We start from the raw sequence: 26,669 nt of genomic DNA, 5'->3' as shown, positions 1-26,669 counted from the left end.
GATTTTCCGGATTACCTGGAATGTTCCTCTGAAATCACGCCCGGAACGACGTCTGGTTGGAGCCAGTTTCAAAGTCGATTTCCTGGATGGCATCGAGCAGAGAAGGCACCAGTAGCGGTTGGGAGGCCACATCCAGGTACAGAAAATGGTGCTGGGCTGGCTGTGGCACATGACACAGAATCAGCCGGCGGTCCTGGGCATGCAACATAAACGCGTAGGCCAACAGCAGGTCAATGGCTTCCTCCGAAATGGTATCCACCAGACTCAGATCAACCAGAATAGCTTTTTTCTCGCTCCGACTGGCCCGATGCAAGGCACGTGTGAGCTTTACTTCGTCGGAGGAAGAGGTATCGGGAGAAAGAATAAGTAGAAAGCCGTTGGGCAATATTTCGCGGTGAACATCGAGCATTCGCGCAGTAGTAGGGTAAGCAGAGCAGATAGGAACAGCTTTGCTTAACGGAAAACGGCCCACTGCCGGTTGCAGATAAAACGGGGAAAAAGTAGGATGAACGGGGCTTTATGGGAGATGAACCTTAAAATGGTCTTCGTAAACAGTGCCCTAATTCGGCGACTGAGGGCCGACGGTCTGGTTGCCGCGCGGTTCGTCAGCACGACGGAATACCCTCAGCTTACGTTTCCCGGTCCGACGGCTTCCCGCCGCCGGACCGGGAAACGTGCTACTCCGCTGCCGGCCGCCGGCTGCGCCGCGCCTGGAACAGCACCGAAGCGGCCAGCGGCGCCTTGAGGGCCGTCCGCAGGCCGGCTTGGCGCAGACCTCGGTTAGTCCAGTCGTTACAGGTGCGCAGGGCGTGGTAGCGGCCGGTGGCAGGAAAGAAAAAGTCGTGCGGAGTGTAGCCGGTGGCCTGCCGCAGCGGCTGCCGTCCCAGCGAATCGGGCGGCCCGAACGACTGCCGGACGTAGCTCGCCAGCTGCGCGTACTGCGCCACCGAGATGCGCAGCGGCACCACGTAGCGTCCCGAGTCGGGAGCGGCGCGGTAGAAAGTAACGTGCATGAGCGTGCGGGATGGCAGCAATGCCCCGACCACTGCTTTCGGGCCTGGGAACCGCCCGCCCATCGAGCCCAGATAGAAGCCCTCGTTGCCCCACCCGAAGGCCACGTAGGGGTAGCGCGCAAACCGGGCCGTGAGGGCCGGCTGATTCAACTCCCGCAGCCAGTGCCGGCCGGTGCACACCTCCTGCATCGGCAGCACCACATCGGTATGAAACCCGTTCGACACCACGTAAATGGGCACGCCGCCCGGCGTCTGCTGGAACCGACGGTTCACCGGCACCAATGTCCCGGTCATCAGCAGCAGAATAAAGGCAACGAAAGCCGGCATAGAGGTTCGGGGATTAAAGCGCCGCAAAGGTAGGGGTACACAGTTTGAGCTACTCCGAGCAACGAAAACCGGCCCGGTACCTACTTGCTTGGGAGCAAGCGGGTACCGAGCCGGGGCTACCGGAAGCGGTGGGGCGCTAGGACCGCACGCGCACCGCGGGGCGGCGGGGTTCCAGCTCGGCTACCGGCGCACTACGTTTGGCCCAGGCTTTTTTGTCGGCGCGGGCAACCAGAGGCATGTTCAGCGGCACCATCACCACCGTGCCCAGCGTGTGGGTGGGCTGGCCGGCGCGTAAGGCCAGCACCGGCCCGAACTTATGGTAACCGAGTACCGTGGTGCGCACCGTGTACGTGCCCAGTGGCAGCCCCGTGGCCCGGAAGTGCCCGTTGGCATCTGTTTCCACAGACTTCACAAAGCGGCCATCGGCGGCGCGCAACAGCACCACGTAGGAGTGAGGAATGGGCTCCTGGCTCTGCCCATCAAAGAGGCGGCCCGAGACGGTGCCCCGGCGTGGGGCGGTATCGGCGGCCTGGGCGGGTAGTTGGGCGGCCGTAGCCGAGAGGAGGGAGAAGCCCAGCAGGGCGCGGAAAGCAAAGGACGTTTTCATGGCAGTACGGAAAAAAGGATGGCGAAAAATGGCCGCTGCCGAAGCCTGGGAAACCGGCGCAACGCACGCCTGAAAGCCCCGAGGGCGGTCTGAAAAACAAGGTTAATCGAGCCCGAAGTGGATGCCAGGCGGCAGCTTATCGGGGCGTAATCCCACCGCAAAACGAGCGGAAACCAGCGGGTGCGTAGTACAGCAGACCGCTCAGAAATTACCCGCCGAAGCCCCCGCCGCCGCCTTTCGGGGCACCGTCGATGCGGCCGGCTTTGGCTTTCGTGGCCCCCACGTACCAAGTGAAGCCCAGCCAGCCCACCCGCGTTTCGGGCTTGGTGTAGAGGTTGGCGGTGAGTTCAGGAGAATCGACGATGGATCGGCGCACCTGGGTGTTCAGCACATCGGATACGCGCAGGGTGAGAGCGGCGCGGTTCTGCCACAGGCGCTGGCGCAACGCCACATCAATGCCCCCGTAGGCCAAGCGGCGGCCCTGGGCCGTGAGGATGGCCGAGTTGTACTGGCCAGTCAGCTGCACATCGAGCGTAGGAGTGGGCGTGAAGTTCTGGTTCAGGCGCACGTTGCCGGCCAGGGCGCGGCGGTCCACGGTGTTTTCGGCGTTGGTCTGGAACTGGGTGCGGTAGAGTGAGCCGCTGGCCTGCACGCGCCACCAGGCCGTGAGGGGCTGGGCCCAGGTCAGCTCCAGGCCCACGTTGGCGGTGGTGCCGGCGTTGCGGTAGGTTTCTACCAGCACCAGCCCGGCGGCGGGGTTGAGGTTAGTCGCTACCGTATCTACGTTGCGCAGGCGCTGGATGGCATTATTGGTGAAGCGGCCGAACAGCGTGGTGGTAATTTCGGCCCCACCGGGCAGGCTCAGCTGGTGGCCCACTTCCAGGTTATGGCTGAACTCGGCCCGCAACGCCGGGTTGCCGAGGCGGTAGAAGCGCGGGTCCTGGTAGAGCGGCACGGCCAGCTGCTGCATGAAGTTGGGCCGGTTGAGGCGGCGGGCGTAGCTGAAGGACAGCTGCTGCGGCTGCGCCCCGCCCTTGGTGGAATCGGCTTGGCCCAGGCCCCGGCTGATGCTGGCGGTGGGGAACAGACCCAGGTAATCGAGCCGGAACTTGCCCTGCCCACCGTTTACGGCCCCGTTGGTGTTGGTGTACTCGGTGCGCAGGCCGGCCTGCGCATTCCAGCCGTTCCAGCCGCGCTGGAAGTTGGCGTAGGCGGCCGGTACCGTTTCGCGGAAGTTGTAGGCCAGGGACCGGGCCGGGTCCCGCACGTACTGGCCGGGGGCATCAGTCTGGAGGGCGAACAGGTCGGCGGTGCCGTTGCTGCGCTGTTGCTGCACTTTCAGGCCGGTTTCCAGCTTGCCCTTGTTACCGGCCAGCGGGTGGGTGTAGTCGAGCTGGGCGAAGTAGATGCGGCCCTGCACCTCCATTAATTGCCGCCAGCCGCTGAGGGCGCCCTCGTCCAGCGTCTGGGTCACGGGCACCGTGGCATCAATGAGCACGGCCCCGCCCACGGCCGTCAGCTCGCGGCCCTGGTGGGCGGCCCAGGTGCGGCGGTAGCTGCCCACGTTTTCCAATACCCGCACATCCACGTTCAAATCCTGCTGACCCAGCTGGGTGGTGGTGGGCTGCCCGGCCCGCTCGGTGCTGAGGCGCTGGAAGCTCAGGTCCCGCTCATGCTGCCAGGTAGGCGACACGCTCAGGTTCAGGCTCTGCTCGGGCGTCAGCTCATAATCCAGGCCCAGGCGCAGCGAGTGGGAGTCGTTCCGTTCCCGACCGGTGCCGTTCTGGCGGGTAGTCACGTTGCCGGAAGTCTGGCGGTTGTCGCTGCGGTTGCGGTAGTGCTCATCCTGGCGGTCGTAGCTCGCGCTCAGGTTGCTTTTGCCCTGGTGCCGGTTCAGGCTCAGGCTGGCGTTGTACTTGTCGCCGGTACCGCCCAGCAGGCTGGCCTGACCGTTTACGCCGTTCTTGGTCTGCTTTTTCAGAATCACGTTCAGCACGGCCGTGCCCTGGGCGTCGTACTTAGCCGAGGGGTTGGTAATCAGCTCGATACGGGAAATCCGGGAGGCCGGAATCTGGTCGAGGCGCAGACCGGTACCGCCGTTGCTGCCGCCCGAGGGCTTGCCGTCGATGAGAATGGTCAGGTTGGCCGAGCCCCGCAGGCTCACCGAACCGTTGGCATCCACGGCCACTGAAGGTACATTGCGCAGCACGTCGGTGGCCATGCCGCCCACGCTGGCTAGGTCTTTTTCCACGTTGATAACGCGCTTGCCGGGCTCATTCTCGATGGTGGCCCGCTCCCCGGTCACCGTCACGCCTTTCAGCTGAGTGGCGGTAGCAGCCAGCTTCAGGGTACCCAGGCGCAAAGTGGGCGCGGCGGCCGTGAGCTGCACCGGGCGGCGGTAGTTCTGGTAGCCCACCGCCGAAGCCTTGAGCAGATAGGAGCCCAGACCCAGCTTTTCCAGCGCAAACGAGCCGTTTTCGAGGGTTTCAGCCCCGGCCACGAAGCTGGAATCCTGGGCGCGGAGGAGTACCACGTTGGTGAAGGGCAGCGGCTGGCTGGTGGCCTGGTCGAGGAGGGTGCCGCTCACGGCGCCGGTGGGTTGCTGCTGAGCGGCGGCGGCCAGCGGAAAGAGCATAGCGAGGAACCCCAGGCCCCGCAGGGCCTGGCCGGAAGGCAGGAAGGAAGTCATAGGAAGGGAGTGGTTGAGGAAAAATCGGGCAAGGAGGGGCTGAGTCCGGTGGCCGCGGTTCCGCCGGAGGTAGCATGATTGCCAGAAATTCAAACGTGACGAGCAGGGGCACAAACCGCCGGAAAAGCGGGTGCCAGACAACCGAAAAACGCCGGGCGGCAGCAGGGAAGCCAGTGCTTCCGGCTGGGGCCCAACACCCGGCCCGATTGGCGCAAGGTGGTTTTCGGGGTGGGCCGCGTCTGGCTCCGGTGAGGGAGCAGCGGCGCGGCCGGTACTTTATCTAATCAACGTTTCAAAGGTAAGTAAAGGTACTATGTGACGCAAGGTACTAACGAGATTAATTTTATGTTTCCTCGAAAACCTTGTGTTTTGCGGTACCAAAGCGGTTTTTAAACATCCGCTACAAGCCGGAAGTAGTCCGGTCCTGAATCAGACCAGCTGACGAGAGGGTAGATGGTGGTCGGCCCCCAGGCGTTGCCCAGGGGTATAAGTTTTTTGCCAACTTCTTTTTGGAGCCCATGGCTGTAAACAAAAACGCCTCTGGTGAGTATCAGAGGCGTTTTTGTTGTAAGATTATTCGAGCTGAGCTGCTTTGCGGGCTGTGTCTGGAAATCTAGTGGACAAGCCAGAAGAACGTCATGCAGAGGCGCAGCCGAAGCATCTCGCGTGCTGACGTTCTTCGCTAGCCCAGGGTTTAAACCCTGGGCTACGGAGCGGTTGCCGTTCAACGATTTAGTAACGTCAGCACGTGAGATGCTTCGGACACTGGCTTGATGCGCCACATGCTCGGAATGGCGTTCTGGTGGGTTCTTCCCTCGCCCTACTGGTTCAGCGCGCCCTGTTCAATCCAGCAGCGCAGCAGGTCCCGCTCTGCCTGGGTCATGTGGGTTTTGTTGTTCTGGGGCATTGTTTGGGTGATGACCACGCGCTGCATGATTTTATCCTTCAGGCGAATAATATCCTCGGGCGTGTCGTACACCACGCCGTTGGGGGCAGTTCGGAACACTTCGTCGGTAGGCGTGGCCGAGTGGCAACGGATGCACCGCTGCTGCACCACAGCCTGCACCTGGGCCATGCGCACGTTGGGCGTGCAGGCGGCCGTGGTTCCGGTATCGGTTTTGGGTGCCGTCACGAAGGCCACGGCCAGCAGCAGGCCCGCCGCCACGGGCAGCACGAGGCCGGTGGCCTGGTGCTTTTCGCGCAGGTTCAGCCAGTGCTTCACGCCGGCTGTGCCCAGCGCAATGGCCGCCAGCACCACCCAAGGGTAGCCGTGGCTGAAGGTGCTGGGAAAATGGTTGCTCACCATCACAAACAGCACCGGCAGCGTGAAGTAGTTATTGTGCAAGGACCTGAGCCCGGCGTGCTTGCCTAGCTCGGGGTTGAGGGGCAGGCCCTCGGTAGCGGCCTGCACCATGGCTTTCTGAGCCGGAATGATGATGAAAAACACGTTGCCCACCATCAGGGTGCCCAGCATGGCCCCAAAGTGAATGTAGGCCGCCCGTGCGCTGAATACTTGGCAGTAAAACCAGGCAAACCCGGTGCAGAGTAGCACCGCCAGCAGGGCCATAGCCACGTTGTTGCGTACCAGTGCCGTGCGGCAGAGCCCGTGGTAGAGCACCCAGGCCACCACAAACGAGCCCACTCCAATAGCCACGCCCGCCAGCGGACTGATGGCCAGCACCTGCGGATCAATGAGCATGCTGCCGGCGTTGAAGTAGTACACCACGAAAAGCAGGCTGAAGCCGGTAAGCCAGGTGAAATAGGCCTCGTACTTAAACCAGTGCAGCGCCTTCGGGATTTCCCGGGGGGCCAGCTTATACTTTTCGAGGTAGTAGAAGCCGCCGCCGTGTACGGCCCACAGGTTGCCGGCCAGCTCCTCGCGCACGTTATCGGTGCGGTTAAGGGCGTTTTCCAGGAACACGAAGTAGAACGAGGCCCCAATCCAGGCAATGCCGAAGGTGACGTGCATCAGGCGCACCACAATGTTGAGCCACTCCATCAGGTGGCCTTCCCAGGTGGTGCCCTGCACGAACAGGTACGTCACGGCCAGCACAAACAGCACCGCCAGAACCGTGAGGGCGTAGGCAAAGCCCTGAATGGTAAAGCCCTGAGTGCCCAGCTCGCCGCCCCGGTGGGTGTGCGCCATACGGTGCAAAAAGGCACTCCCTCCCACAATTAGCAGCACCACGGCTGCCACTACGCCCAACAGTAAAAAATGCGTCATCGAAAGCCAATAAGAAACGGGCGTCCGGCCAGGCCGGACCAGATACGAAACAGACTGCTGCTTGCCCTATCCGTCAGAAGCTGAGCTGCCTGAACCGGCTGTGAGTAGTCAAACAGTCGGTTGCCGCCGCTTTCCAGGGAAGGGCAATTGATTCTGGTAGTTTACAGGAAAAATGGGTATTGTTTGAAATATTATCATTTTGTGAATCGATTCAGTGAAAAGTATGATTGATTTTGCGCTCAGAAGTGAAGAAATTATAACGCCGTCGGGTGCCCGGCCGGGGCTGGTGGTAGTGCGCAACGGCCGCATCCTGGACGTGGTGCCGCCTGATACCGCCGTGAGTTGCCCGGTGCACGATGTGGGCGCCCGGGCCGTGCTGCCAGGCCTCATCGACCCGCACGTGCACCTCAACGAGCCCGGCCGCACTGACTGGGAAGGTTTCGACACGGCCACCCGCGCCGCCCTGGCCGGGGGCCTCACCACGCTGGTTGATATGCCCCTGAACTCGGCTCCGGTTACCACTTCGGTGGCCAGTCTGGCGCTGAAGCGGGCGGCCACGGCCGGGCAGCTGCACACCAACTGCGGCTTCTGGGGCGGCATTGTGCCCGGTAATGCGGCCGAGGTACCCGGCCTTATTGCCGAAGGTGTGCTCGGCTTCAAGGCCTTCCTGACGCATTCCGGTATCGATGATTTTCCGAACGCCACCGAGGCCGACCTGCGCCGGGTAATGCCGTTGCTGGCCCGCCACGGCCTGCCGCTGCTGGTGCACTGCGAGCTAAGCCAGGACGACGATGCCTGGAAGCAGAACGATAAACGCTCGTATGCCAACTACCTGGCCTCGCGCCCCAAAGCCTGGGAAGACGAAGCCGTGGCCCTGATGATCCAGCTGTGCGAGGAAACCGGCTGCCCGGTGCACATCGTGCACCTATCGTCGGCCGATTCTTTGCCGGCCATTGCCGCCGCTAAGGCTCGGGAGCTGCCGCTTACGGTGGAAACCGGCCAGCACTACCTGTTTTTCGCGGCCGAGGATATTCCCGCTGGCGGTACGGCCTACAAGTGCGCCCCGCCCATCCGGGAGCGGGCCAACAACGAGCAGCTGTGGCAGGCGCTGCAAACGGGCCTCATCGACTTCGTCGCCACCGACCATTCGCCCGCCCCGCCCGCTTTGAAGCAGCTAGCTACCGGTGACTTTACCACTGCCTGGGGCGGCATTGCCTCGCTGCAGCTGGCCCTGACCGCCCTCTGGACGGCCGCCCGGGGCCGCGCCGTGGGCCTGCCCGAGGTGGCCCGCTGGCTCAGTACCAACCCGGCCCGGCTCATCGGGCAGAGCCACCGCAAAGGCCGCATTGCTCCCGGTTACGACGCCGATTTGCTGGTGCTGGACGCCGCCCAGACTTTCACCGTCACGGAAGAGCTGTTGCATCACCGCCACAAAGCCTCGCCCTACCTGGGCCGGGAGCTGCGCGGGGTGGTGGACCAGACCTACCTGGCCGGGCAGCTGGTGTACCAGCGGCCGGAGTTCCGGCAGCTCAATCAAGGTGAACTCCTAACCCGCTGAACCGCTTGGAAATGCCCAAAACCACGTACCTGGCCCGCGCCGGGCGCATTATGCAGCGCCTCGAGGCGCTGGCCGCCATCAGTGAGGACGCCGAGGGCGTTACGCGCCGCTTCGGCACGCCCGCTTTCGTGCGGGGGCAGCAGCTGGTGCAAGGCTGGGCCGAAGCCGCCGGCCTGCACACCCGCCTCGATGCCATCGGCAACGTGCGCGCCCGGCTGGTGAGCCGCCGGCCGGGCGCGCGCACCTTCGTGCTGGCCTCGCACATTGATACGGTGGTGAATGCCGGGAAATTCGACGGGCCGTTGGGCGTGCTGTTGGGGCTGGATCTGCTGGAAAATCTGGCCGACCAAGGCGCGGAGCTGCCGTTTCACTTGGAGCTCATTGCCTTCAGCGACGAGGAAGGCGTGCGGTTTCACACCACATACCTGGGCAGTAAGGTGGTCACCGGAGCCTTCGAAAGCGGCCTGCTGGCGCGGAAAGACGCGGACGGCATCACGCTGGCCGAAGCCATTGCCACGATGGGCGGCGACGCGGCCCGCATTCCGCACGACGCCCTTCCGGCCGCCGACTGGCTAGGCTACTTCGAGGTGCACATTGAGCAAGGGCCGGTGCTCTGGGAGCGGAACCTGCCGGTGGCGTTGGTAACGGCCATTGCCGGCCAGCAGCGGGTGGAGCTGACGTGGCGCGGCATGGCCGGCCATGCCGGCACCGTGCCCATGACCATGCGCCAGGATGCCCTGGCCGGTGCCGCTGAGTTTGTACTGGCTGTCGAGCAGTTCGGCCGCCAGCATGCCCCCGAACTCGTAGCCACCGTGGGCAAGCTGGACGTGCGCCACGCGGCCAGCAACGTTATTCCCGGCGAAGTCAGCTGCAGCCTCGATTTGCGCAGCCCCGATGCCGCCCGCCTGACCACCGCCGCCCAACAGGTGCAGGCCCTGGCCCAGGCCATTGCCGGGCGCCGACAGCTGCACCTTACCTGGAGCCCCGTGCAAACCACCGCCCCCGCCACCTGCGACGCCGGCCTGAACCAGCTGCTGGCCCGGGCCATTGCCGAAGCCGGCCACGAGGTGGTGCCGCTGGTGAGCGGGGCCGGCCACGATGCGGTGCCGGTTTCGCGGGTGGCTCCGGCTACCATGCTGTTCGTGCGCTGCTTTAAAGGCATCAGCCACAACCCGCTGGAGAACGTAGAGCTGCCCGATCTGGCCGCCGCCGTGGAAGTCTCGGCGCGTTTTCTAACCTTGCTGGTCACGCATTTCACTGAGCAGGAAACTACCCAGGATACCTGAGTAGGGAAGCCGCAGGATAATCGGCGAAAATCAGTGAAAAATCCCCTAAATCTGTATTCCATGAATCTTAGTTCCGCTACCCGTTCCATCGTCCGCCGCAACCACGCCATCATTGCCCCCGATGGCTACATCAACAGCAACGTGCCCGGCTGGACCGGCGGTACCGTCAACGTCATCATCAACGAGCAAATGGGCGCGCGCCTGTGCCAGACGCTGGTTACGTTGCGCGCCGAGGGCCGGCTGGAAGGCCGCACCGAAGCCTCACAGATCTTTTTTTACGTGGTGGCCGGCGCGGTGCAGGCCACGGCCGGCGGCGAAACCCGCCTGCTTGGCCAGGGCCAGTTCGTGTACGTGCCGGTGGGGCAGGAGTACCGTTTTGAAAACCCCGCCGAAGGCACCCAACTGCTCACGTTTCATAAGGTGTACGAGCCGCTGGCCGGCCACGCCGCGCCCGGCATCGTATGGGGCGAGAAGGACGACAGCAAGGCCCCCGTGTACATGAACGACGAGGCCCTGCGCATTCAGGAGCTGCTGCCCAACGAGCTGGGTTTTGATATGGCCGTGAACATCTTCACCTACGACCGGGGCGGCCACCTGCCCATGGTGGAAACCCACATTATGGAGCACGGTCTGCTCTATCTCGCCGGCCAGGCCATCTACGTGCTCGACCAGGAGTGGTACCACGTCCGCCAGGGCGACTCCATCTGGATGGCACCCTACTGCCAGCAATGGGCCACCTCCGTGGGCAAAGAGCCCTCCGTGTATATCTACTACAAGAACGTGAACCGCTTCCCGACGGTGGTATAGCGTAACCAGTGGGCCGGGCTGGAACGTCATGCTGAGCTTGTCGAAGCATCTCTACCGCTTTGCCTGAGCACTACTGCAATGAAGCGGCAGAGATGCTTCGACAAGCTCAGTATGATAGCCTAGCGGTTTGTATCCTTGGCCGAGCGAGATGCCTCACCTCCGGCTTTGCATGACGTTTTACTTCATGTACAATGACTTTCTTCGACCTTAACAACCTGTCTGCCTCGGCCCGCGCCGAGGAGCTACGCCGCTGCTGTGGTTCCTCCGCTTGGGTGGAGGGTCTGAGCCAGCAATTTCCTTTTGCTGACACCGCTACGCTTTATCAGGCTGCTACCCGCACCTGGAACCACCTGAGCGAAGCTGATTGGCGGGAGGCTTTTGCGCATCATCCTAAAATCGGGGATGTAGGCGCGTTGCGGGAGAAGTTTGCCAGTACCAGCACCTGGGCTGAAGGAGAGCAGGGTGCCGTGCGGTTGGCTTCCGAAGACACGCTGCAGGCTCTGGCAGCCGGCAACGCGGCCTATGAGCAGCGGTTTGGCTACATTTTTATTGTGTGCGCCACCGGCAAATCGGCCGCCGAGATGCTGGCGCTGCTGCAGGCCCGGCTGCCCAACCCGCCCGAACAGGAAATTGGGGTGGCCGCCGCCGAGCAAGACAAAATCACCCGTATCCGCCTCGAAAAACTACTTGCCGCATGAGTCAGCTAACCACCCACATTCTCGATACCACCCGGGGCCGCCCCGCCGAGGGCGTCACCATCATCCTCTCAGAGCAGTACCTGAACGGCTGGCAGGAGCTGGCCCGGGGCAGCACCAATGCCGATGGCCGTCTGCCCGACCTGCTGCCTCCGGGCCACACCCTGCTCGCTGGCGTGTACCAATTACGCTTTCTGGTGCAGGAGTATTTTGATAAGCTGGATACGCCTTCGTTTTATCCCTTCGTGGAAATCGTGTTTTCGGTGACCTCCGCCGAGCACTACCACGTACCGCTGCTGCTGAACCCGTTCGGCTACTCTACTTATCGGGGCTCATGAGTTACTGGTCTTTCATAAAAGGGTGGTTGTCCAGAGCAAGCGGGCTTAAAGCCCCTACGCTACCTACTATTTCTGCCACTGTTCTCAATCAGGCAAACACAGATGATTGGGAATACTTATTGGTTTTTATTGATGCGTATACCTCACAGGCCGAGCCAGACATGCTGGTTAATCAACTGTTTTCTTTTCCAGATGATGCTTGCACACTTATTCTGTACAGTGAACTATATGGTCAGGTAACAAACGGAGGCTTCATCCAGATGATTCAGAACGGCTACGGTAAGCTGGTTTTTGATAATCCGCTCGCGCAGGATCTTGAACGTTGGGGCGCTTCGCAGCTGGCTCGTATTATCCAGGAAGCCGGTGCCATTTATCATACGCATAAAAGCTTACTTGAGCGTAAGCGCACCCTTGCTGAATTTTCGGCTCTCTATAAGGAATTTCAATACTTTGACCCATTGGAAACCAGATTTTACGAGGTGATGGATGAACAGACTGCCCTCATTCGCACCTATGTTGAGCAGCATAACGCGCAGTTCGCACACATAGTACAGTAATTCCCTTCCTCATCTCCTCCCACCCACAGCTACCTGTTTTTGTCGTGTCTTCATCTGAAGGCAAAACGAGAGCAGCGGAATCAAGCCAATGAAACTCAGCCTGCCCGAAGCCGATAAAACCGCGCTGCTCAACCAGCTCGGTGAAGCCAACCGCCAATTTCAGCAGACGTACCCCGGCGACCGGCCCGACCGGCAGCCGGTGCATACCGTGTACGGCGGAGCCAACCTGTTCAAGGCCGATACCTGCGTCCGTATGGGCGATATTGCGCTCAACAACCTGCGTACGTATGCGCCCAACTTTGTGGAGCTGGCCCGCGTGCTGCGGCTGAAAGGCCACGAGCAGCTGCCCACGCTCCAGGCCGATATTGAGGCCCTGACGCAACGGCTGGAAAAACTGAGCCCGGCAGACCGCAAACCGGAGCCCGGCTGGCTGGCCTACTCCATCTACAACAAGATTGTCCGGAAGCTTCAGACCGAAGCGGTGGAAGACTTCCGCATCGACTTTGAGGATGGCTTCGGCAACCGCCCCGATGCGGAGGAAGATGCCACCGCCGTGCAGGCCGCGCAGGAGCTGGCCCAGGGTATGCGCCACGGCACTGTTTCGCCCTTTATCGGCATCCGGATCAAACCCTTTACCGAGGATCTGAAAGACCGAGGCGTACGCACGATCGACATCTTCCTGACCACGCTGCTAACAGAAACCGGCGGACGGTTGCCCGCCAACTTCGTGGTGATGCTGCCCAAAGTGACCATTCCGGAGCAGATGACCACCATGGTGCGCCTGTTTGAGCTGCTGGAGCAAGCCAACGGCCTGGAGCCCGGCACGCTCAAAATGGAAACCATGGTGGAAGCTACCCAGATCATCATGGATGAGGAAGGCCGCAACCCGCTCCTGCGCATCATCCGGGCCAGTGAGGGCCGCTGCGTGGCGGCCCACTTCGGCACCTACGACTACACGGCCTCCTGCGGCATCACGGCCCGTTACCAGACGATGGCCCACCCCGTCTGCGACTTTGCCCACCACATGACCAAGGTGGCGCTGGGCGGCACCGGCATCTTCCTCTCCGACGGGGCCACCAACGTTATGCCCATTGGGCCACACCGGGGCGAGAATCTGACGTTTGAACAGCTGCGCGAAAACCGCGAGTCAGTGCATAATGCGTGGCGGCAGGGGTTTCATCATACCACGCATTCGCTCATTAACGGCCTGTACCAGGGCTGGGACCTGAACCCGGCCCAGCTGCCCATGCGGTACGCCGCTACCTACCACTTCTTCCTCAGTAGCTACGATGACGCCGTGCACCGGCTGAAAACCTTTGTGGAGCGGGCCGCCATTTCCACCCTAACCGGCGATATTTTCGACGATGCCGCTACTGGCCAGGGCCTGCTCAATTTCTTCCTGAAAGCGCTGAACTGCGGCGCCATTTCGGAGGAGGAAATACAAGCTACCGGCCTTACCACCGCCGAAATCCAGACCCGCTCCTTCTTCCGCATTCTGGAAGGCCGGCGAGCGGGTAAGTAGCAGCCGGCTGGTACCCGGCACAGAATAGTAAAAACCCCAGTCGAGCGCCTGATTTCCAGCCAGGGAACAGGTGTTCGGCTGGGTTTTTACGTACGAACCAAGCCCGCAGACCTATTCCATAACATAGCGAGGCTGGAATTATTGAATTATTACCCGTGTGTGAAGGAATTGTAGTATTCCGGACCAGGCCATCTTATCCTACCAGTCGGCCTCTACATTTGGCGCAAATCCTGCGCCGTGCCGACTGACAACTTACTTGGACTTCTGGACCGAATCCGGGCTGATGATTACCAGGCTTTCGAGCAGCTCTTCGAAATGCACTGGCAGGCGCTGTACCGGTACGCCTATAAAGTGTTGCGCCGCGTGCCCGAAGCCGAGGACATCACCCAGGAGCTATTCTGCGACTTGTGGGCCAACCGCGCCCAGCTCCGCGTGCACACCAACGCGCAGGCTTACCTGCTGGGTGCTCTGCGCAAGAAAATCCTAACCAGCTTCCGCGACGAAGACATCCGGGCGCGCCACCTGCGGGTGCTGGGCACGGGCCAGGAAACCACCACCGAAACCACGCTACGCAGTCTGGTCAGCCGTGAGACGCGGGCCGCCATTCGGGTGCGGGCGCGCCTGCTGCCGCCCCGGGAGCAGGAGGTATTTGTGCTGGCCATGCTGGAGGATTTCTCGGTGAAGGAAATGGCGGAGCGGTTTGCCACCTCCGAGCAAACTGTTCGTAATCAGCTCAACAGTGCCTTGCACAAACTGTCGCCGTTCCTAGTGCGGCTGTTTGGTTAAGTGGTAAAACACCAGTTGATTACCGGTTGAGGAGCTGTCTGCCAATGTTACGGCTTGGTTAAATCGGGGTAGGGGAGTAGTTGAAATGGCGCGGACGTGCAACTCATACAGCAGCGGGTTATCCTGCCTCCTGCCCCGGCAGCGTTGCCACCGGGCAGCGGCCTTTTGTCAGCCCTATCCTCTTTCTCTCGTTTGAGTGCCCGCCCCCTTCAAGAGCACGGCGGCTCTTTGCTTCTTCTATGTCCCGTACCTTTTTGCTGGCCACGCTGCTGTTGTGCGGCACCCCCGAACTGCTGGCTCAGAAACGCCCAAATCCTAAGCTGCTGGTGGGCATTATGGTCGACCAGATGCGGCCCGACTACCTCACTCGGTTCTACGACCAGTTCGGGGAGCAGGGCTTCAAACGGTTGCTGCGCGACGGATTTCAGTGCCGCAACACGCACTACAACTACGTGCCCACCGTCACCGGACCCGGCCACAGCTCAGTGTACACCGGCACCACGCCCCGCTACCACGGCATCGTGGGCAACTCCTGGTACGACCGGCGGCTGCGGCGCGACGTGTACTGCACCGACGATTCCACGGTGCAGCTGGTGGGCACACCGAAGGGCATGGGCGTTTCGGCCCGCAACCAAGTGAGCACCACGCTCGGCGACGAGATGAAAATGGTATCGAACGGGCGCAGCGTGGTGGTGGCCTTGTCGCTCAAGGACCGGGCCTCGGCGCTGCCGGCCGGCCACATGGCCGACGGGGCCTTCTGGTTCGATATGAACACCGGTGACTTCATTTCCAGCACCTACTACGTGCCGTTGCTGCCCAAGTGGGTGGCCGATTTCAACGCCCAGAAAAAGGCCGATTTCTACCGCCAGCAGACCTGGACGCCCTTGCGGGGGCCGGAAGCCTACCTGAACAGCGTGGCCGATTCCAACGCCTTTGAGCGCATCTTCAAGGGGAAAACGGCGGCTACTTTTCCGTATGAGCTCAGCAAGCTGGCCCCGCTGAACCCACCGGCCTACGAGGCCGTCAACATCTCGCCCTTCGGCAACAACCTGCTAACCGACCTAGCCCTGGCGGCCCTGGCCGGAACCGAGCTGGGCCGCGACGACGTGCCCGACCTGCTGGCCCTGAGCTACTCCAGCCCCGACCCGGTGGGCCACACGTTCGGGCCACTATCGAAGGAGGAAAACGACCTGTACCTGCGCCTCGACCTGGAAATTGCCCGCCTGCTGCAGACCCTCGACAAAACCGTGGGCAAGGACAATTACACCATCTTCCTAACCGCCGACCACGGGGCCAGCGAGGTGCCCAAGTACCTGGCCCAGCACCAGGCCCCGGGCGGCGCCCAAACCCACGCCACGCTCAACCAGGGCGCGGCCGACTTCCTGACCCAGCAGCTGGGGCCGGGCCAGTGGCTGGAAACGGAGCGTAATAACATGTACTACCTCAATCGCCCGCTCATTGCCAGCCGCAAGCTGGAACTGGCCCGGGTGCAGAACCTGCTGGCCGATTACCTGCGCGAGCAGCCCGGCATTGCCCAGGTGAACACCACGGCCCAGCTGCTGACCAGCGGCACGGGCGCTTTCCTGGAAACCAAGCTGCAGAACGGCCTCTACTACCCACGTTTCGGCGACGTGCGCTTCGAGCTGCAGCCGGGCTGGACCTGGGAGCTGGGCGTGGGGGCCACCCACGGCTCGGGCTACCTCTACGACAGCCACGTACCGCTGCTCTGGTTCGGGGCCGGCATCTCACCCGGCGTCAGCTACGCGTATCACAGCATCACCGATATAGCTCCCACGGCAGCTATGCTGGTGGACAGTAAGCTGCCCAGCGCCTGCACCGGGCAGCCTATCGGGGAGGTGCTCAGTCCGGCCACCACCCCGAAACGCCGTAAGTAATTCCGGTCAGTCAGTATTACGCTTTTGTTATATCAGGCTGTCCGGATAGTTACTCTGCTCAGCTTGTGCAACTTGGTTATGAAGCCACGCCCGCCCCGCCCTTTGCCCGCCCGTCTGCTGTATTCCCTGCGAAGCCGTACCCGTCGGCGCTGGCAGCGGGAGCAGTGGCTGGATGCGCTGGTGGCAGCTACCCCCGACGATGCCGAACTCCTGAACGAGGAACAGGCGACGCAACGGGAGCAGCGGCTGCGGCGCACCATCCGGACCCGTACCCAGCCCCTGGGGCGGATACGGCGGCTGTGGCCGGTGCTGCGGGTGGCGGCGGTGCTGGTACCGCTGCTGGTGGCGGCGATGGTGTGGTGGGGGCAGCGGCCCGCGCCGGCACTGCACTACACCACCGGCATCGGGGAGCAGCGCCAGCTGGTACTGCCCGACCACAGCCGGGTGTGGCTGCGGCCTAACTCGTCACTGACGTGGCAGGCCGCGGGCCAGGACCGGGAGGTGCGCCTGCGGGGCGAGGCCTTCTTTGCCGTCACCAAGGACCCGGCCCACCCATTCGTGGTGCGCACGGGGGCGGTGGCAGTCCGGGTGCTGGGTACTTCCTTCCTGGTGAAGGCTTACCCGCAGCTGCCTACTACCACCGTGCTGGTGCGTACCGGCCGGGTGCAGGTGGCCGGGCCGCAGCGGGAGCTGGCCGTGCTGCACCCCCAGGACAAGCTGGTGTTCAACCCGGCCCGCCGACAGCTCACGCTCACCCAACACGAGTACACCGCCGATCTGACAACCAACCAGCTGCTGACGTTTGAGCAGGCTTCCTTACCCGAAATCCTGCTGACCCTCGAAAACTACTACCCCGTACGCTTCGAGCTGCGCCCCGATGCCCCGGCCGTAGCTCTGAGCGGCTCCCTCGACCCGGCCCTTTCCGCCGACCAGATTACCGACGTGCTCAACACCCTGCTTAGCCGCCACCACCTGCGCATTTCCCGGCGCACCGCTACCCTGTACCGGGTAGAATAAGGCGCGCCGCGCCTGCCTGCACTTCTGCTTCTGCTCCTCTCACATCGGCCGGTTTCCGGCCGGCCGGGCCACGCCTTGCCCGTTTTTTACTCTTTCCTATGCTACACCTCAACTCCTTTTTAGCTGCCCGTACGCCGCGGCTGACCGGCGCGCTGCTGCTGCTGAGCCTGGGCAGCGCCTTCGGGGCGCAGGCCCAGAACAGTACCCGCGAAGTAGCCTATTTCGCCGTACCGGCCGGCCCGCTCACCAGTGCGCTGCAGCAACTGCAGCGGCAGGCCGGCGTGAGCATCGTGTACGAGGCCCGCGACCTGCAAACCACCCAGGTAAGCGCCACCGAGCTGCGGGGCGCGCGGGTCGGGGATATTCTGCGGCAGCTGCTGCGCAACCAGCCGCTGCGCTTCGAGGAAAAGCAGGGCGTCATCATCCTGCAGCCCACCAACCCGGCGGCCCCGGCCGCTCCCGGCAAGCGGGCCCCGCAGAGCCGGCAGGTGAAAGGCCGGGTAACCGAGGCCGGCGGGGCGGCCCTGCCCGGCGTAACGGTGCTGGTGAAAGGCACCACGGTGGGCGCCGTAACCAACGGGGCCGGCGAATACACGCTGGATTTGCCCGAGGGGGCCGAAACGCTGGTGTTTTCCTTTGTGGGGTACCTGGCCCGGGAGGTGGCGGTGGGCGAGCAGGCTACCATCGACGTCGCCCTGGTGCAGGATGCCAAGCTGCTCAACGACGTGGTGGTGATTGGCTACGGCTCGGTGAAGAAGGGCGAAGTAACCAGCGCCATTACCTCGGTGGACCCGCGCGAGTTCAACCGGGGCGTGGTGGCCACGCCCGACCAGATTCTGCAGGGTAAGGTGGCGGGCCTGAACATCACCCGCAGCGGCGACCCGAATGCCACGGCCTCGGTAGTGCTGCGCGGGGCTTCTTCCCTGCGCACGGGCCAGGCCCAGGAGCCGTTTTATGTGATTGACGGGGTGCCGGCTGCCTCTATCAACTTGGTGGCCCCCGACGAGATTGTGAGCATTGAGGTGCTGAAGGATGCCTCGGCCACGGCCATTTACGGGGCCCGGGCCGCCAACGGCGTTATCCTCATCACTACCCGCCGCCAGAAGCCCAGCGCAGCCGTGTCGTACAGCGGCTACGTGGGCCTGGAGCAGGTATCGAACACGCTTGACATGCTCAGCGGCGACGAGCTGCGGGGCTACCTGGAAGCCAACAGCAAGAGCCTGAGCCCCGCCGACAACGACGCGGGCACCAACACCGACTGGCAGAAGGAAGTAATGCGCACCGGCCTGAGCCACAACCACACCGTCAGCTACGGCGGCGGCTCCGAAAAGTCGGCCTTCAACGCCAGCGTCAACTATTTCAAGCGCGAGGGCGTGATGAATACCTCCGACAGTGAGCGGCTCATCGGCAAAATCAACCTCGACCAGAAGACGCTCCAGGACAAGCTGCAGCTGCGCTTCACGCTCACCAACTCCCTGCTCACGCAGCACCTGATTTCGGAGCTGGTGTACAAGAACATGTTCACCCACCTGCCCACCACCAACATCCGAAACGCCGACGGCACCTACAAGGAAAATCTGACCCGCACCCAGTACTACAACCCGGTGGCGCTGCTGGCGCAAAACCACGAGGAGCGGAAAATCAACACCCTGCTGGGCAACGCCAGCGCCCAGCTCACCCTGCTCAAAAACCTGACGAACACGCTCAGCCTGTCCATGCAGAACGAGGCGGTGAAGGGCGGGTCCTACCAGGGGCGGGAGTCGCCGGTACCGAATGCCGCCAACGTAACCGGGCTGGCTGCCAAAGGCCTGGCCCGGCGCTACAGCGTAGAGAACTCGCGCAAGATTCTGGAAAACTACCTGACCTACAGCCCGCTCAGCACGGCCGCGCACAACCTGAAAGTGCTGGTGGGCTACTCCTGGCAGGAAGACAAAAACGGCGACGGTTTCCAGACCGATACCCGGGGCTTCGTATCGGACCAGCTGGGCTACAACAACCTGGCCCTGGGAAACCCCGGCGGCGTGGCCCCCAACTACGACGCGGCCATAGCCGGCTACAGCCTGGGCATTTCCACCCTGCGCCTGATTTCCCTGTACTCGCGGGTGAACTACGGGCTAAACGACCGGTACTTTCTGCAGGTGTCGGTGCGGCGCGACGGGTCGTCGGCTTTTGGCCGGAACAACCGCTGGGGCACGTTTCCGGCCGCTTCTTTGGCCTGGAACCTGGCGGGCGAGAACTTTCTCTCGGGCTTCAGGAAGCTTAACGAGTTGAAGCTGCGCGTGGGCTACGGCATTACGGGCAACTCGCTGGGCTTCGACCCGCTCATTGCCACCCAGCGCTACAGCAGCGTGGGCACGTTTTACTACAACGGGGCCTTCATCAAGGCCATCGGCCCGACCCAGAACCCCAACCCCGACCTAAAGTGGGAAACCACGGCCATGTTGAACGTAGGCCTGGATTTCGGCCTGTGGCAGAACCGCCTCGGCGGCACGGTGGAATACTACGACAAGCGCACCTCCGACCTGATCTGGAACTACCCGGTTTCGACCACCCAGTACTTCGTGAACACGCTCTACGCCAACGTGGGCGAAATCAGCAACAAGGGTTTGGAGCTGACGCTCAGCGCCCAGCCGGTGCAAACCAGCAGCTTCCAGTGGAGCCTGACCGGCACGCTGGCCCACAACGTGAACAAGGTGGAGAAGCTGGCCAACGAGCAGTTCCGCCTCGACCAGGTGTACACGGCCTACCCCGGCGGCTCGGGCCAGAGCGGGATTTCCACCCAGGTGGTGAAAACGGGCTACCCCGTGGGGCAGTTTTTCCTGCCCGAGTACGCTGGCCGCGACGAAAACGGCCTCTCGCTCTTTTACAAGGCCGACGGCACCACCACCGGCTCGCCCACCCTCAACGACTACCGCTACCAGGGCAACGCCCAACCCCGGCTGCTGTACGGCCTGAGCAACACGGTGAGCTGGAAAAACCTGGACCTGAACTTCTTCCTGCGCGGGGTGCAGGGCAACAAGATCCTCAACGCCACGCTGGCCAACCTCAATATCCCGGCCCAGTCGACGGCCAATAACCTGCCGGCCTTCTCCCTGACGGAGCCCTACGCCGACAACCGCGCCAACTACTACTCCAACCGCTACCTCGAAAACGGCTCCTACCTGCGCCTGGATAACGTGACGCTGGGCTACAACCTGCCCCTGAAGAGCGAGTACGTGAAGCGGGCCCGCGTGTACCTGACCAGCCAGAACCTGCTGACGCTTACCAACTACCGCGGCATCGACCCGGAAATGAGCCTGGGCGGCCTCACCCCCGGCCTCGACAACAACAACTTCTACCCCAAAACCCGCTCCTACGTGCTGGGCGTGAACCTGGACTTTTAGTCTGGAGCTCCGAGCTGAGAACTCAGAACTGAGAGCATAGAACCCAGAAGCTAATTGGCTGCTCCCAGCATACGCCGCCTCATTCATACGCCGGAGTCTAAGTTCTCAATTCTAAGCTCTTAGTTCTAAAAATCAAACCCTTACTTCTCCATGTCTACTATACTTCCTTCCCGCTTCCTGGCCCTGCCCGCCGCGCTGGCCCTGCTGCTTACCGCCGCCGGCTGCACCGATCTGAACGCACCCATCGAATCGGAATACACGCCCAGCAACTTTCTAACCACGCCCGAGCAGTTCATTGCCGCCTCCGGACCGGTGTACAGCCAGATGCGCGGCGAAGTGGCCAAAGCCTACTGGAACCTGCAGGAGCTCAGCACCGACGAGGCTGTCATCGTGGCCCGCAACGGCAACTACTACGACGGGGCCCGCTACCAGCAGCTGAGTCTGCACACCTGGAACCCACAGAACGAGTTTGTGCGGGTGGCCTGGGAGTGGGGCTTCAGCGGCATCAGCACCTGCAACCGCACCCTGGCCCTGTTCCAGAATACCCCCGACGGCGCCTTCAAAACCCAGTTCACGGCCGAGCTGCGCACGATGCGGGCCCTGTACTACTACCTGATGATGGACGCCTACGGCAACATTCCGCTGGTGCCCGAGTTCGGGAACACCACCCAGCCCACCAACGCCACCCGTCAGCAGGTGTTCGAGTACATCGAACAGGAGCTGAAAGCGGTCCTACCTAACCTGTCGCCCGACGTGTCGGCCCAGACCTACGGGCGGCCCACCCAAAGCACCGCCCAGGCCCTGCTGGCCAAGCTCTACTTGAACGCCGAAGTCTACATCGGGCAGCCCCGCTACACCGAAGCCATTGCCGCCTGCAACGTGCTCATCAAGAGCCGAAAGCACAGTCTGGCCGCGAATTACCTGGATGTGTTTGCGGTGGAGAACGGCCCCCAGGTCAGTGAAATCATCTTTGCCGTACCCTTCGATGCCAACCTGGCCCAGGGCAACATGATGTCCCGCTTTGCCTTGCACCAGCAGATGAAGGACAAGTTCGGCCTGCTGTTCACGCCCAGCAACGCCAGCCTGACCTGGCCCGAGTTCTTCGCCCTCTACCAGGAGCCCACCGACACCCGCAACCAGCAGTGGCTCTCGGGCAAGCAGTACCTGAGCGACGGCCGCACGCCCGTGCTGATTTCGACCACCAAAAAGGGGCTGGATTCGCGCTACACCGGCTCCGACGGCAGCGCGGCCATCAGCTACCACCTGGAGCTGTCAGACCGGCTCACCTTCCGCGACGCGGCCAAGTTCGATGTGGGCAACGACGAGCTGGGCAAGGCCCAGGGCACCCGCAACATCAAGTACTATCCCGACAAGTCTTCCACTTCCCGCGACCAGGGCAACGACTTGGTGCTGCTGCGCTACGCCGATGTGCTGCTGATGAAGGCCGAAGCTTTGCTGCGCGGCGGCCAGGACCCCGACGGCGCCACGGCCCTGAGCCTGGTGAACCAGGTGCGCACCCGGGCGCAGGTGCCCGCTTTTACAACCCTGACCCTAGCCACACTCTTCGAGGAGCGCAGCCGCGAAATGGCCTGGGAAGGCTGGCGCCGCACCGACCTCATCCGCTTCGGCAAGTGGGAAGCCGTGTGGGGCCAGGGCCTGAAAACCAATGCCGACACGTACCGCCGCCTGTTCCCCATCCCCGCTACCGAGCTGACGCTTAACACCAATCTGAAGCAGAACCCCGGCTACTAACCTTCCTTTCTTTCCTCCATAACCACTACACCCGCATGAAAAACCTCCCTTCCAAAGTGGCGCTGCTGGCCACCGGCCTGGCCCTGTCGGCCCTGAGCAGCTGCAACGTGGCCCCGAACCAGGCGGAAACGGTAGCCCCCCGCGCCACCCAGACGGCCGACGCCACGGCCGCCTTCAAGGCTAGTCTGGCTTTGCGCTGGGCCCCGGTACACTACCAGGATACCGACGTAACCGGCGACCATGGCCTCAGCGGCAAGGGCGACTACCTGACGGCCATCAACTACGACGGCGACTGGAGCGGCACCAACAACTGGAACAACCTGACCCGCTACGCCGCCACCGGCCACGGCTACTACTCGGTGGTGGAAACCGGCACCCACTGGTTTGTTACTTATGCCTTCTTCCACCCGCGCGACTGGACCGACAACTTCCTGCTTTATAACCTGGACGAGCACGAAAACGACCTGGAAGGCCTGCTGGCCGTGGTGAAAAAGGACGGCAGCACCTACGGCAACCTGCAAGCCATTGTAACGGTGGCGCACTCGGATTTCTATTCTTTCGTGCCGGCCGGCTCCCCGCTGCAAGCCAACCAGGAAGACATCGACGGGACGCTGAGCCTGGAAAGCTACAACGGCGAGCTGCACCCGGTAACGGCCCAGGAGGCCAAGGGCCACGGCCTGAAGGCGTATCCCTACTACAAGCTCAATGGCGACGGGCTCAAATATTTCCCCACGGCCGCAACCGCCGAAGCCCCGGCCTCGGCTGATGACCGGGACGTGAAGTACAAGCTCGTGGATGTTTTTGCGGCGGGTGGCCTATGGGAGCAGCGCACCAACGCGGCATTGTTTACCTCGGCGGCGGGTGGTTTCGTGAAAAGCTACGGCAACGGCGGCGCTAACGCCCCCTGGGCCTGGGATGACGGTAACGACGTACCTGGCCGCGGCGAGCTGGCCACCGACCCGGCCAAACTGGTCAACAGCTACTTCAAGAACCTGGGTGCATTCGACCTGAACTACCTCGATAACAAATACAAAGGAATCGGCCAGTAAGGCTCCGCAAAACAAGCTGGCCTGAGGGCCGAAAGCACACATGTTGGCAATGCTCCGGGTGGAGCCTCATGGGGGAGTGGCAGGGCCGGAAGGGCCTTGACCACCTCGGCCGGAGGTTCCGGCCGGAGCATTTGCCTTTTGCGGTACGGTAGCAGGAGGGAAGCTCCGCACCCAACCAGTTTCGAACAGCTTGTCCGGAAATGGACAGGTTTTAACTCCCAGGCAAGATGGTAATTTTTTTTATTATGTTGATTTATAGGAATTTATACAAATGGCACGACCGTTGGCTGACAGATAGTGAATCCCCTTCCTACCTGTACAAAAATGGACAGAGCCATTTCCCAAATCACTCAAAACCGCCGTCGGCGCCGCCGCTGGCTGCTGGGCGCGGGCCTGCTGCTGGCATTGGTAGTGGGCCTGCTGGCTTTCCGCACGGTGCTCCGGCCCGGCCTCAGCCGCAACGCTATTCTTACGGCCCGTGCCGAAACCGGCGACGTGGAGGCTTCGCTCACGGCGGCCGGCGTCATCATTCCGTCCCACGAGGCCGTGCTGACCAGCCCCATCCAGAGCACCATCCGGCGGGTGGCGGTGGCGGTGGGCAGCCGGGTGCAGCCGGGCCAGACGATTCTGGAGCTGGACCGGGAGCTGACCAATACGGCCCTGGCCAAGCTCCAGGACGAGCAACAGCAACACCGCAACAAGAACAGCCAGCTCCAGCTCAGCCTCGAAAAAGCCCTCAACGACCTTCGCTCCCAGGAGCAGGTGCAGCAGGTGAAGGTGCGCAGCCTGCAGTCGGCGCTGCGCGACGAGCAGTATCTGCTGAAGATTGGGGGCGGCACCGCCGAGAGCGTGCGCCAGGCCGAGCTGAACCTGCGCGTGGCCTGGCTGGAGCAGCAGCGCCTCACGGAGCAGATCCGCAACCAGCGCGCCGCCAACGCCGCCGACGTGCGCGAGTTGGGCTTCACGCTGCAGATTCAGGACCGCAGTATTACGGAGCTGGCCGGCAAGCTGGCCCAGGCCAACATCAGCAGCCAGCGGCCCGGCGTGCTGACGTGGGTGAACGAAGACCTGGGTACTACCGTGCAGGCCGGCGAACCGCTGGCCCGCGTGGCCGACCTGAGCCGCTTCCGGGTACGCGCTACCATTTCCGACTCCTACGCCGATGCCCTGCACTTGCAGGACCCGGTTGTCATCCGCATTAACGGCACCGATTTACGCGGCACCATCAGTACCATCAGCCCGGCTGTGGAAAAGGGCGTGGTAACCTTCTACGCGGCCCTGGCCCAGGACCACCACCCGGCCCTGCGCTCTAACCTGCGGGCCGACGTGTACGTGGTAACGAAAGCTCACCACAACGTGGTACGCCTCAAAAACGGGCCGTTCTACCAAGGCGGCAAGGAGCAGCCGGTATTCGTGGTGAAGGATGGTAAGATCATACGACGCACGGTGCAATTCGGGGACAGCAACTTCGACTACGTGCAGATAACCCAGGGGCTGCAGCCGGGCGAGGAAGTAGTTGTATCCGACACGAAGGACTACGCGGGTACGCCCGAACTCACTCTCCAGGACTAACGGCCATGAAACAGCTTTTCTCCGCCAGTATAAAGACGCGTGTTTGCGCTTTCTCGTTGAACAGTTTTCTCGCAAGGTTACCACCAAAGCAACCTCAGTACGCGCCCAAACGCGAAGTGTCGCGTCTCTGCGGCGGGCTGCTACTCTTGCTGACGGTTCCTGCGCTGGCGCAGAACCAGCCGACGGTGCTTACCCTGCCCGAGGTAATCGAGCAGGCCCTGGGCCAGTCGGCGGCGGCGAAGCAGACCCAGACCTCCCGCGACCAAAGCTACTGGCAGTGGCGCACCTACCAAGCCAGCTACAAGCCCCAGCTGGGGTTGCAGGGCACGTTGCCCGGTTTCAGCCGCGCCGTAACGCCCGTGGTGCAGCCCGATGGTACCACCGACTTCCGGGCCGTGCGCATCAACAACTCCAACGTGGGCCTGGCCGTCACCCAGAACATCGGCCGCACCGGCGGCCAGCTATTCGTGGCCTCCGAGCTGCAGCGGTTCGATGATTTCAACGGGGGGCTGAAACGCTACAATAACCAGCCCGTGGCTATTGGCCTGACCCAGCCCCTGGGCATGTTCAACAGTCTGAAATGGGCCCGGCGCATTGAGCCGCTGCGCTACGAGGAAAGCCAGCGCCTGTACGTGGAGGAGCGTGAAACCATTGCCCAGCGCATTACGGAGCTGTATTTTGCTGTGTTGCAGCAACAGGTAAACGCGGAGGTGGCGGGCCAGAACGTGCGGGCCAACGAAGAGCTGCTGCGCATCGGGAAGGAGCGGTATCAGCTGGGGCGACTTTCCCAAAGCGACCTGCTCCGGCTGGAGCTCAACCTGCTGAATGCCCGGCAGGCACTGGCCCAGAGCCGCCTCGACGCCCAGAACGCCACGGTGGATTTGCAGAGCTACACCGGCCTGCGGGCGGAGCAGCTGCGGCTGGCGGTACCGGCGGCGGCTCCGCGCCTGGAGGTGCCCGCCGGGCAGGCACTGCTGCAGGCGCGGCAGAACCGGAGTTTGGTGCTGGCCTTTCGGCGGCGGCTGTTGCAGGCGGAGCGGGAAATAGCCCTGGCCCGGGGCACTACCGGCTTTCAGGCCACGCTGGCGGCCAATCTGGGCTACGTGAATCAGGCCGGCAACCTCTGGGACACCTACGCGGCCCTCCAGAACCAGCAGCAGGTGCGCCTCACGTTTGCGCTGCCGCTGGTAGACTGGGGCCGGCAGAAATCCATCGTCAAAACCGCCGAGCTGACCCGCCAGCAGGTGCAGGCCGACGTGGCGCAGGAAGAAGCCAGCTTCGAGCTGAGCGTAGAGGTGCAAGCTGCCCAGCTCGGCACCCTGGCCGAGCAGCTGGCCCTCACGGCCCGCGCCGACACGCTGGCTCTACAACGGTACGATATTGCTCAGGCCACCTACAAAGTCGGCCGCATCAGCCTCACCGACCTTACCATTGCGTCGGCGGAGAAGGACCAGGCCCGGCGTACCTACATTCTGGCCCTGCGCGACGCCTGGGTGGCCCACTACCGCCTGCGTGCCCTCACGCTCTACGACTTTGAGCGGCAGCAGCCCCTGGCGGCCCGATAGCACGGCAGTTTCGCCGCGCGCATTACC

General features: G+C 62.8%; 20 protein-coding genes. 15 read left to right on the top strand and 5 right to left on the bottom strand.

Annotation, left to right across the window (positions count from 1 at the left end; all coding sequences use genetic code 11):
- Positions 1 to 34: 34 nt before the first annotated feature.
- The 5 genes from HSW_RS14260 to HSW_RS14240 form a co-directional block, all read right to left on the bottom strand.
- A complete protein-coding gene (locus tag HSW_RS14260; protein WP_044002478.1) occupies positions 35 to 409 on the bottom strand; it encodes an STAS domain-containing protein in 375 nt (124 codons plus the stop codon).
- Between the two features lie 268 nt (positions 410 to 677).
- Positions 678 to 1,340, bottom strand: a complete 663-nt coding sequence (locus tag HSW_RS22920) for a TIGR02117 family protein (protein WP_052346452.1) — start codon at positions 1,338 to 1,340, stop codon at positions 678 to 680.
- A gap of 136 nt (positions 1,341 to 1,476) precedes the next feature.
- Positions 1,477 to 1,947, bottom strand: a complete 471-nt coding sequence (locus HSW_RS14250) for a carboxypeptidase-like regulatory domain-containing protein (protein ID WP_044002477.1) — start codon at positions 1,945 to 1,947, stop codon at positions 1,477 to 1,479.
- A gap of 208 nt (positions 1,948 to 2,155) precedes the next feature.
- Positions 2,156 to 4,636, bottom strand: a complete 2,481-nt coding sequence (locus HSW_RS14245; protein WP_044002476.1) for an outer membrane beta-barrel protein — start codon at positions 4,634 to 4,636, stop codon at positions 2,156 to 2,158.
- Positions 4,637 to 5,456: 820 nt separating this feature from the next.
- Positions 5,457 to 6,860, bottom strand: a complete 1,404-nt coding sequence (locus tag HSW_RS14240; RefSeq protein ID WP_197031880.1) for a urate hydroxylase PuuD — start codon at positions 6,858 to 6,860, stop codon at positions 5,457 to 5,459.
- A gap of 223 nt (positions 6,861 to 7,083) precedes the next feature.
- On the opposite strand from HSW_RS14240, the gene allB reads away from it, so the two are divergent.
- From allB to HSW_RS14165, 15 genes are all read left to right on the top strand, one after another.
- Positions 7,084 to 8,418 (top strand): allantoinase AllB, encoded by a 1,335-nt coding sequence (allB, locus tag HSW_RS14235; protein WP_044002475.1) that lies wholly within the window; start codon positions 7,084 to 7,086, stop codon positions 8,416 to 8,418.
- 11 nt (positions 8,419 to 8,429) lie between these two features.
- The gene (locus tag HSW_RS14230; protein WP_044002474.1) at positions 8,430 to 9,704 is read left to right on the top strand and encodes an allantoate amidohydrolase; all 1,275 of its coding nucleotides are present in this window, start codon (positions 8,430 to 8,432) and stop codon (positions 9,702 to 9,704) included.
- A gap of 60 nt (positions 9,705 to 9,764) precedes the next feature.
- Positions 9,765 to 10,511, top strand: a complete 747-nt coding sequence (allE, locus tag HSW_RS14225) for a (S)-ureidoglycine aminohydrolase (protein WP_044002473.1) — start codon at positions 9,765 to 9,767, stop codon at positions 10,509 to 10,511.
- A 191-nt stretch (positions 10,512 to 10,702) separates the two neighbouring features.
- The gene (gene uraD, locus HSW_RS14220) at positions 10,703 to 11,209 is read left to right on the top strand and encodes a 2-oxo-4-hydroxy-4-carboxy-5-ureidoimidazoline decarboxylase (RefSeq protein ID WP_044002472.1); all 507 of its coding nucleotides are present in this window, start codon (positions 10,703 to 10,705) and stop codon (positions 11,207 to 11,209) included.
- Positions 11,206 to 11,544, top strand: coding sequence for a hydroxyisourate hydrolase (gene uraH, locus HSW_RS14215; RefSeq protein ID WP_044002471.1), 339 nt, complete (start codon positions 11,206 to 11,208; stop codon positions 11,542 to 11,544). Before uraD ends, uraH begins: the two co-directional genes overlap by 4 nt.
- On the top strand, positions 11,541 to 12,101 hold the full coding sequence (locus tag HSW_RS22915) for a DMP19 family protein (RefSeq protein WP_052346451.1): 561 nt from the start codon (positions 11,541 to 11,543) through the stop codon (positions 12,099 to 12,101). Before uraH ends, HSW_RS22915 begins: the two co-directional genes overlap by 4 nt.
- An 88-nt stretch (positions 12,102 to 12,189) precedes the next feature.
- Positions 12,190 to 13,623 (top strand): DUF6986 family protein, encoded by a 1,434-nt coding sequence (locus HSW_RS14205; protein WP_044002470.1) that lies wholly within the window; start codon positions 12,190 to 12,192, stop codon positions 13,621 to 13,623.
- Between the two features lie 237 nt (positions 13,624 to 13,860).
- The gene (locus HSW_RS14200; protein WP_155832986.1) at positions 13,861 to 14,409 is read left to right on the top strand and encodes an RNA polymerase sigma factor; all 549 of its coding nucleotides are present in this window, start codon (positions 13,861 to 13,863) and stop codon (positions 14,407 to 14,409) included.
- A 239-nt stretch (positions 14,410 to 14,648) separates the two neighbouring features.
- Positions 14,649 to 16,304 (top strand): alkaline phosphatase family protein, encoded by a 1,656-nt coding sequence (locus tag HSW_RS14195; protein ID WP_044002468.1) that lies wholly within the window; start codon positions 14,649 to 14,651, stop codon positions 16,302 to 16,304.
- A gap of 78 nt (positions 16,305 to 16,382) precedes the next feature.
- Entirely contained in the window at positions 16,383 to 17,321 is a 939-nt protein-coding gene (locus tag HSW_RS14190; protein ID WP_044002466.1) for a FecR family protein, read from the top strand.
- Between the two features lie 98 nt (positions 17,322 to 17,419).
- Positions 17,420 to 20,704 (top strand): SusC/RagA family TonB-linked outer membrane protein, encoded by a 3,285-nt coding sequence (locus HSW_RS14185; protein ID WP_052346450.1) that lies wholly within the window; start codon positions 17,420 to 17,422, stop codon positions 20,702 to 20,704.
- A gap of 150 nt (positions 20,705 to 20,854) precedes the next feature.
- Positions 20,855 to 22,456: a RagB/SusD family nutrient uptake outer membrane protein gene (locus tag HSW_RS14180; RefSeq protein ID WP_044002465.1), complete on the top strand. Its 1,602-nt coding sequence runs from the start codon at positions 20,855 to 20,857 to the stop codon at positions 22,454 to 22,456.
- Between the two features lie 35 nt (positions 22,457 to 22,491).
- Positions 22,492 to 23,505: a hypothetical protein gene (locus tag HSW_RS14175; RefSeq protein WP_044002464.1), complete on the top strand. Its 1,014-nt coding sequence runs from the start codon at positions 22,492 to 22,494 to the stop codon at positions 23,503 to 23,505.
- 324 nt (positions 23,506 to 23,829) lie between these two features.
- Entirely contained in the window at positions 23,830 to 25,077 is a 1,248-nt protein-coding gene (locus tag HSW_RS14170) for an efflux RND transporter periplasmic adaptor subunit (RefSeq protein WP_044002463.1), read from the top strand.
- Between the two features lie 146 nt (positions 25,078 to 25,223).
- Positions 25,224 to 26,642: a TolC family protein gene (locus HSW_RS14165; RefSeq protein WP_231501293.1), complete on the top strand. Its 1,419-nt coding sequence runs from the start codon at positions 25,224 to 25,226 to the stop codon at positions 26,640 to 26,642.
- The last annotated feature ends 27 nt before the right edge of the window (positions 26,643 to 26,669 follow it).

This window comes from Hymenobacter swuensis DY53 (genome assembly GCF_000576555.1).
GTDB lineage: Bacteria > Bacteroidota > Bacteroidia > Cytophagales > Hymenobacteraceae > Hymenobacter > Hymenobacter swuensis.
This window is presented reverse-complemented; position numbering and strand designations above follow the sequence as displayed.

What these genes read in the sequence shown, in the direction of transcription:
- HSW_RS14260 (WP_044002478.1), bottom strand. Translation starts at nt 409, where the DNA reads ATGCTCGATGTTCACCGCGAAATATTGCCCAACGGCTTTCTACTTATT.
- HSW_RS22920 (WP_052346452.1), bottom strand. Translation starts at nt 1,340, where the DNA reads ATGCCGGCTTTCGTTGCCTTTATTCTGCTGCTGATGACCGGGACATTG.
- HSW_RS14250 (WP_044002477.1), bottom strand. Translation starts at nt 1,947, where the DNA reads ATGAAAACGTCCTTTGCTTTCCGCGCCCTGCTGGGCTTCTCCCTCCTC.
- HSW_RS14245 (WP_044002476.1), bottom strand. Translation starts at nt 4,636, where the DNA reads ATGACTTCCTTCCTGCCTTCCGGCCAGGCCCTGCGGGGCCTGGGGTTC.
- HSW_RS14240 (WP_197031880.1), bottom strand. Translation starts at nt 6,860, where the DNA reads ATGACGCATTTTTTACTGTTGGGCGTAGTGGCAGCCGTGGTGCTGCTA.
- allB (WP_044002475.1), top strand. Translation starts at nt 7,084, where the DNA reads ATGATTGATTTTGCGCTCAGAAGTGAAGAAATTATAACGCCGTCGGGT.
- HSW_RS14230 (WP_044002474.1), top strand. Translation starts at nt 8,430, where the DNA reads ATGCCCAAAACCACGTACCTGGCCCGCGCCGGGCGCATTATGCAGCGC.
- allE (WP_044002473.1), top strand. Translation starts at nt 9,765, where the DNA reads ATGAATCTTAGTTCCGCTACCCGTTCCATCGTCCGCCGCAACCACGCC.
- uraD (WP_044002472.1), top strand. Translation starts at nt 10,703, where the DNA reads ATGACTTTCTTCGACCTTAACAACCTGTCTGCCTCGGCCCGCGCCGAG.
- uraH (WP_044002471.1), top strand. Translation starts at nt 11,206, where the DNA reads ATGAGTCAGCTAACCACCCACATTCTCGATACCACCCGGGGCCGCCCC.
- HSW_RS22915 (WP_052346451.1), top strand. Translation starts at nt 11,541, where the DNA reads ATGAGTTACTGGTCTTTCATAAAAGGGTGGTTGTCCAGAGCAAGCGGG.
- HSW_RS14205 (WP_044002470.1), top strand. Translation starts at nt 12,190, where the DNA reads ATGAAACTCAGCCTGCCCGAAGCCGATAAAACCGCGCTGCTCAACCAG.
- HSW_RS14195 (WP_044002468.1), top strand. Translation starts at nt 14,649, where the DNA reads ATGTCCCGTACCTTTTTGCTGGCCACGCTGCTGTTGTGCGGCACCCCC.
- HSW_RS14190 (WP_044002466.1), top strand. Translation starts at nt 16,383, where the DNA reads ATGAAGCCACGCCCGCCCCGCCCTTTGCCCGCCCGTCTGCTGTATTCC.
- HSW_RS14185 (WP_052346450.1), top strand. Translation starts at nt 17,420, where the DNA reads ATGCTACACCTCAACTCCTTTTTAGCTGCCCGTACGCCGCGGCTGACC.
- HSW_RS14180 (WP_044002465.1), top strand. Translation starts at nt 20,855, where the DNA reads ATGTCTACTATACTTCCTTCCCGCTTCCTGGCCCTGCCCGCCGCGCTG.
- HSW_RS14175 (WP_044002464.1), top strand. Translation starts at nt 22,492, where the DNA reads ATGAAAAACCTCCCTTCCAAAGTGGCGCTGCTGGCCACCGGCCTGGCC.
- HSW_RS14170 (WP_044002463.1), top strand. Translation starts at nt 23,830, where the DNA reads ATGGACAGAGCCATTTCCCAAATCACTCAAAACCGCCGTCGGCGCCGC.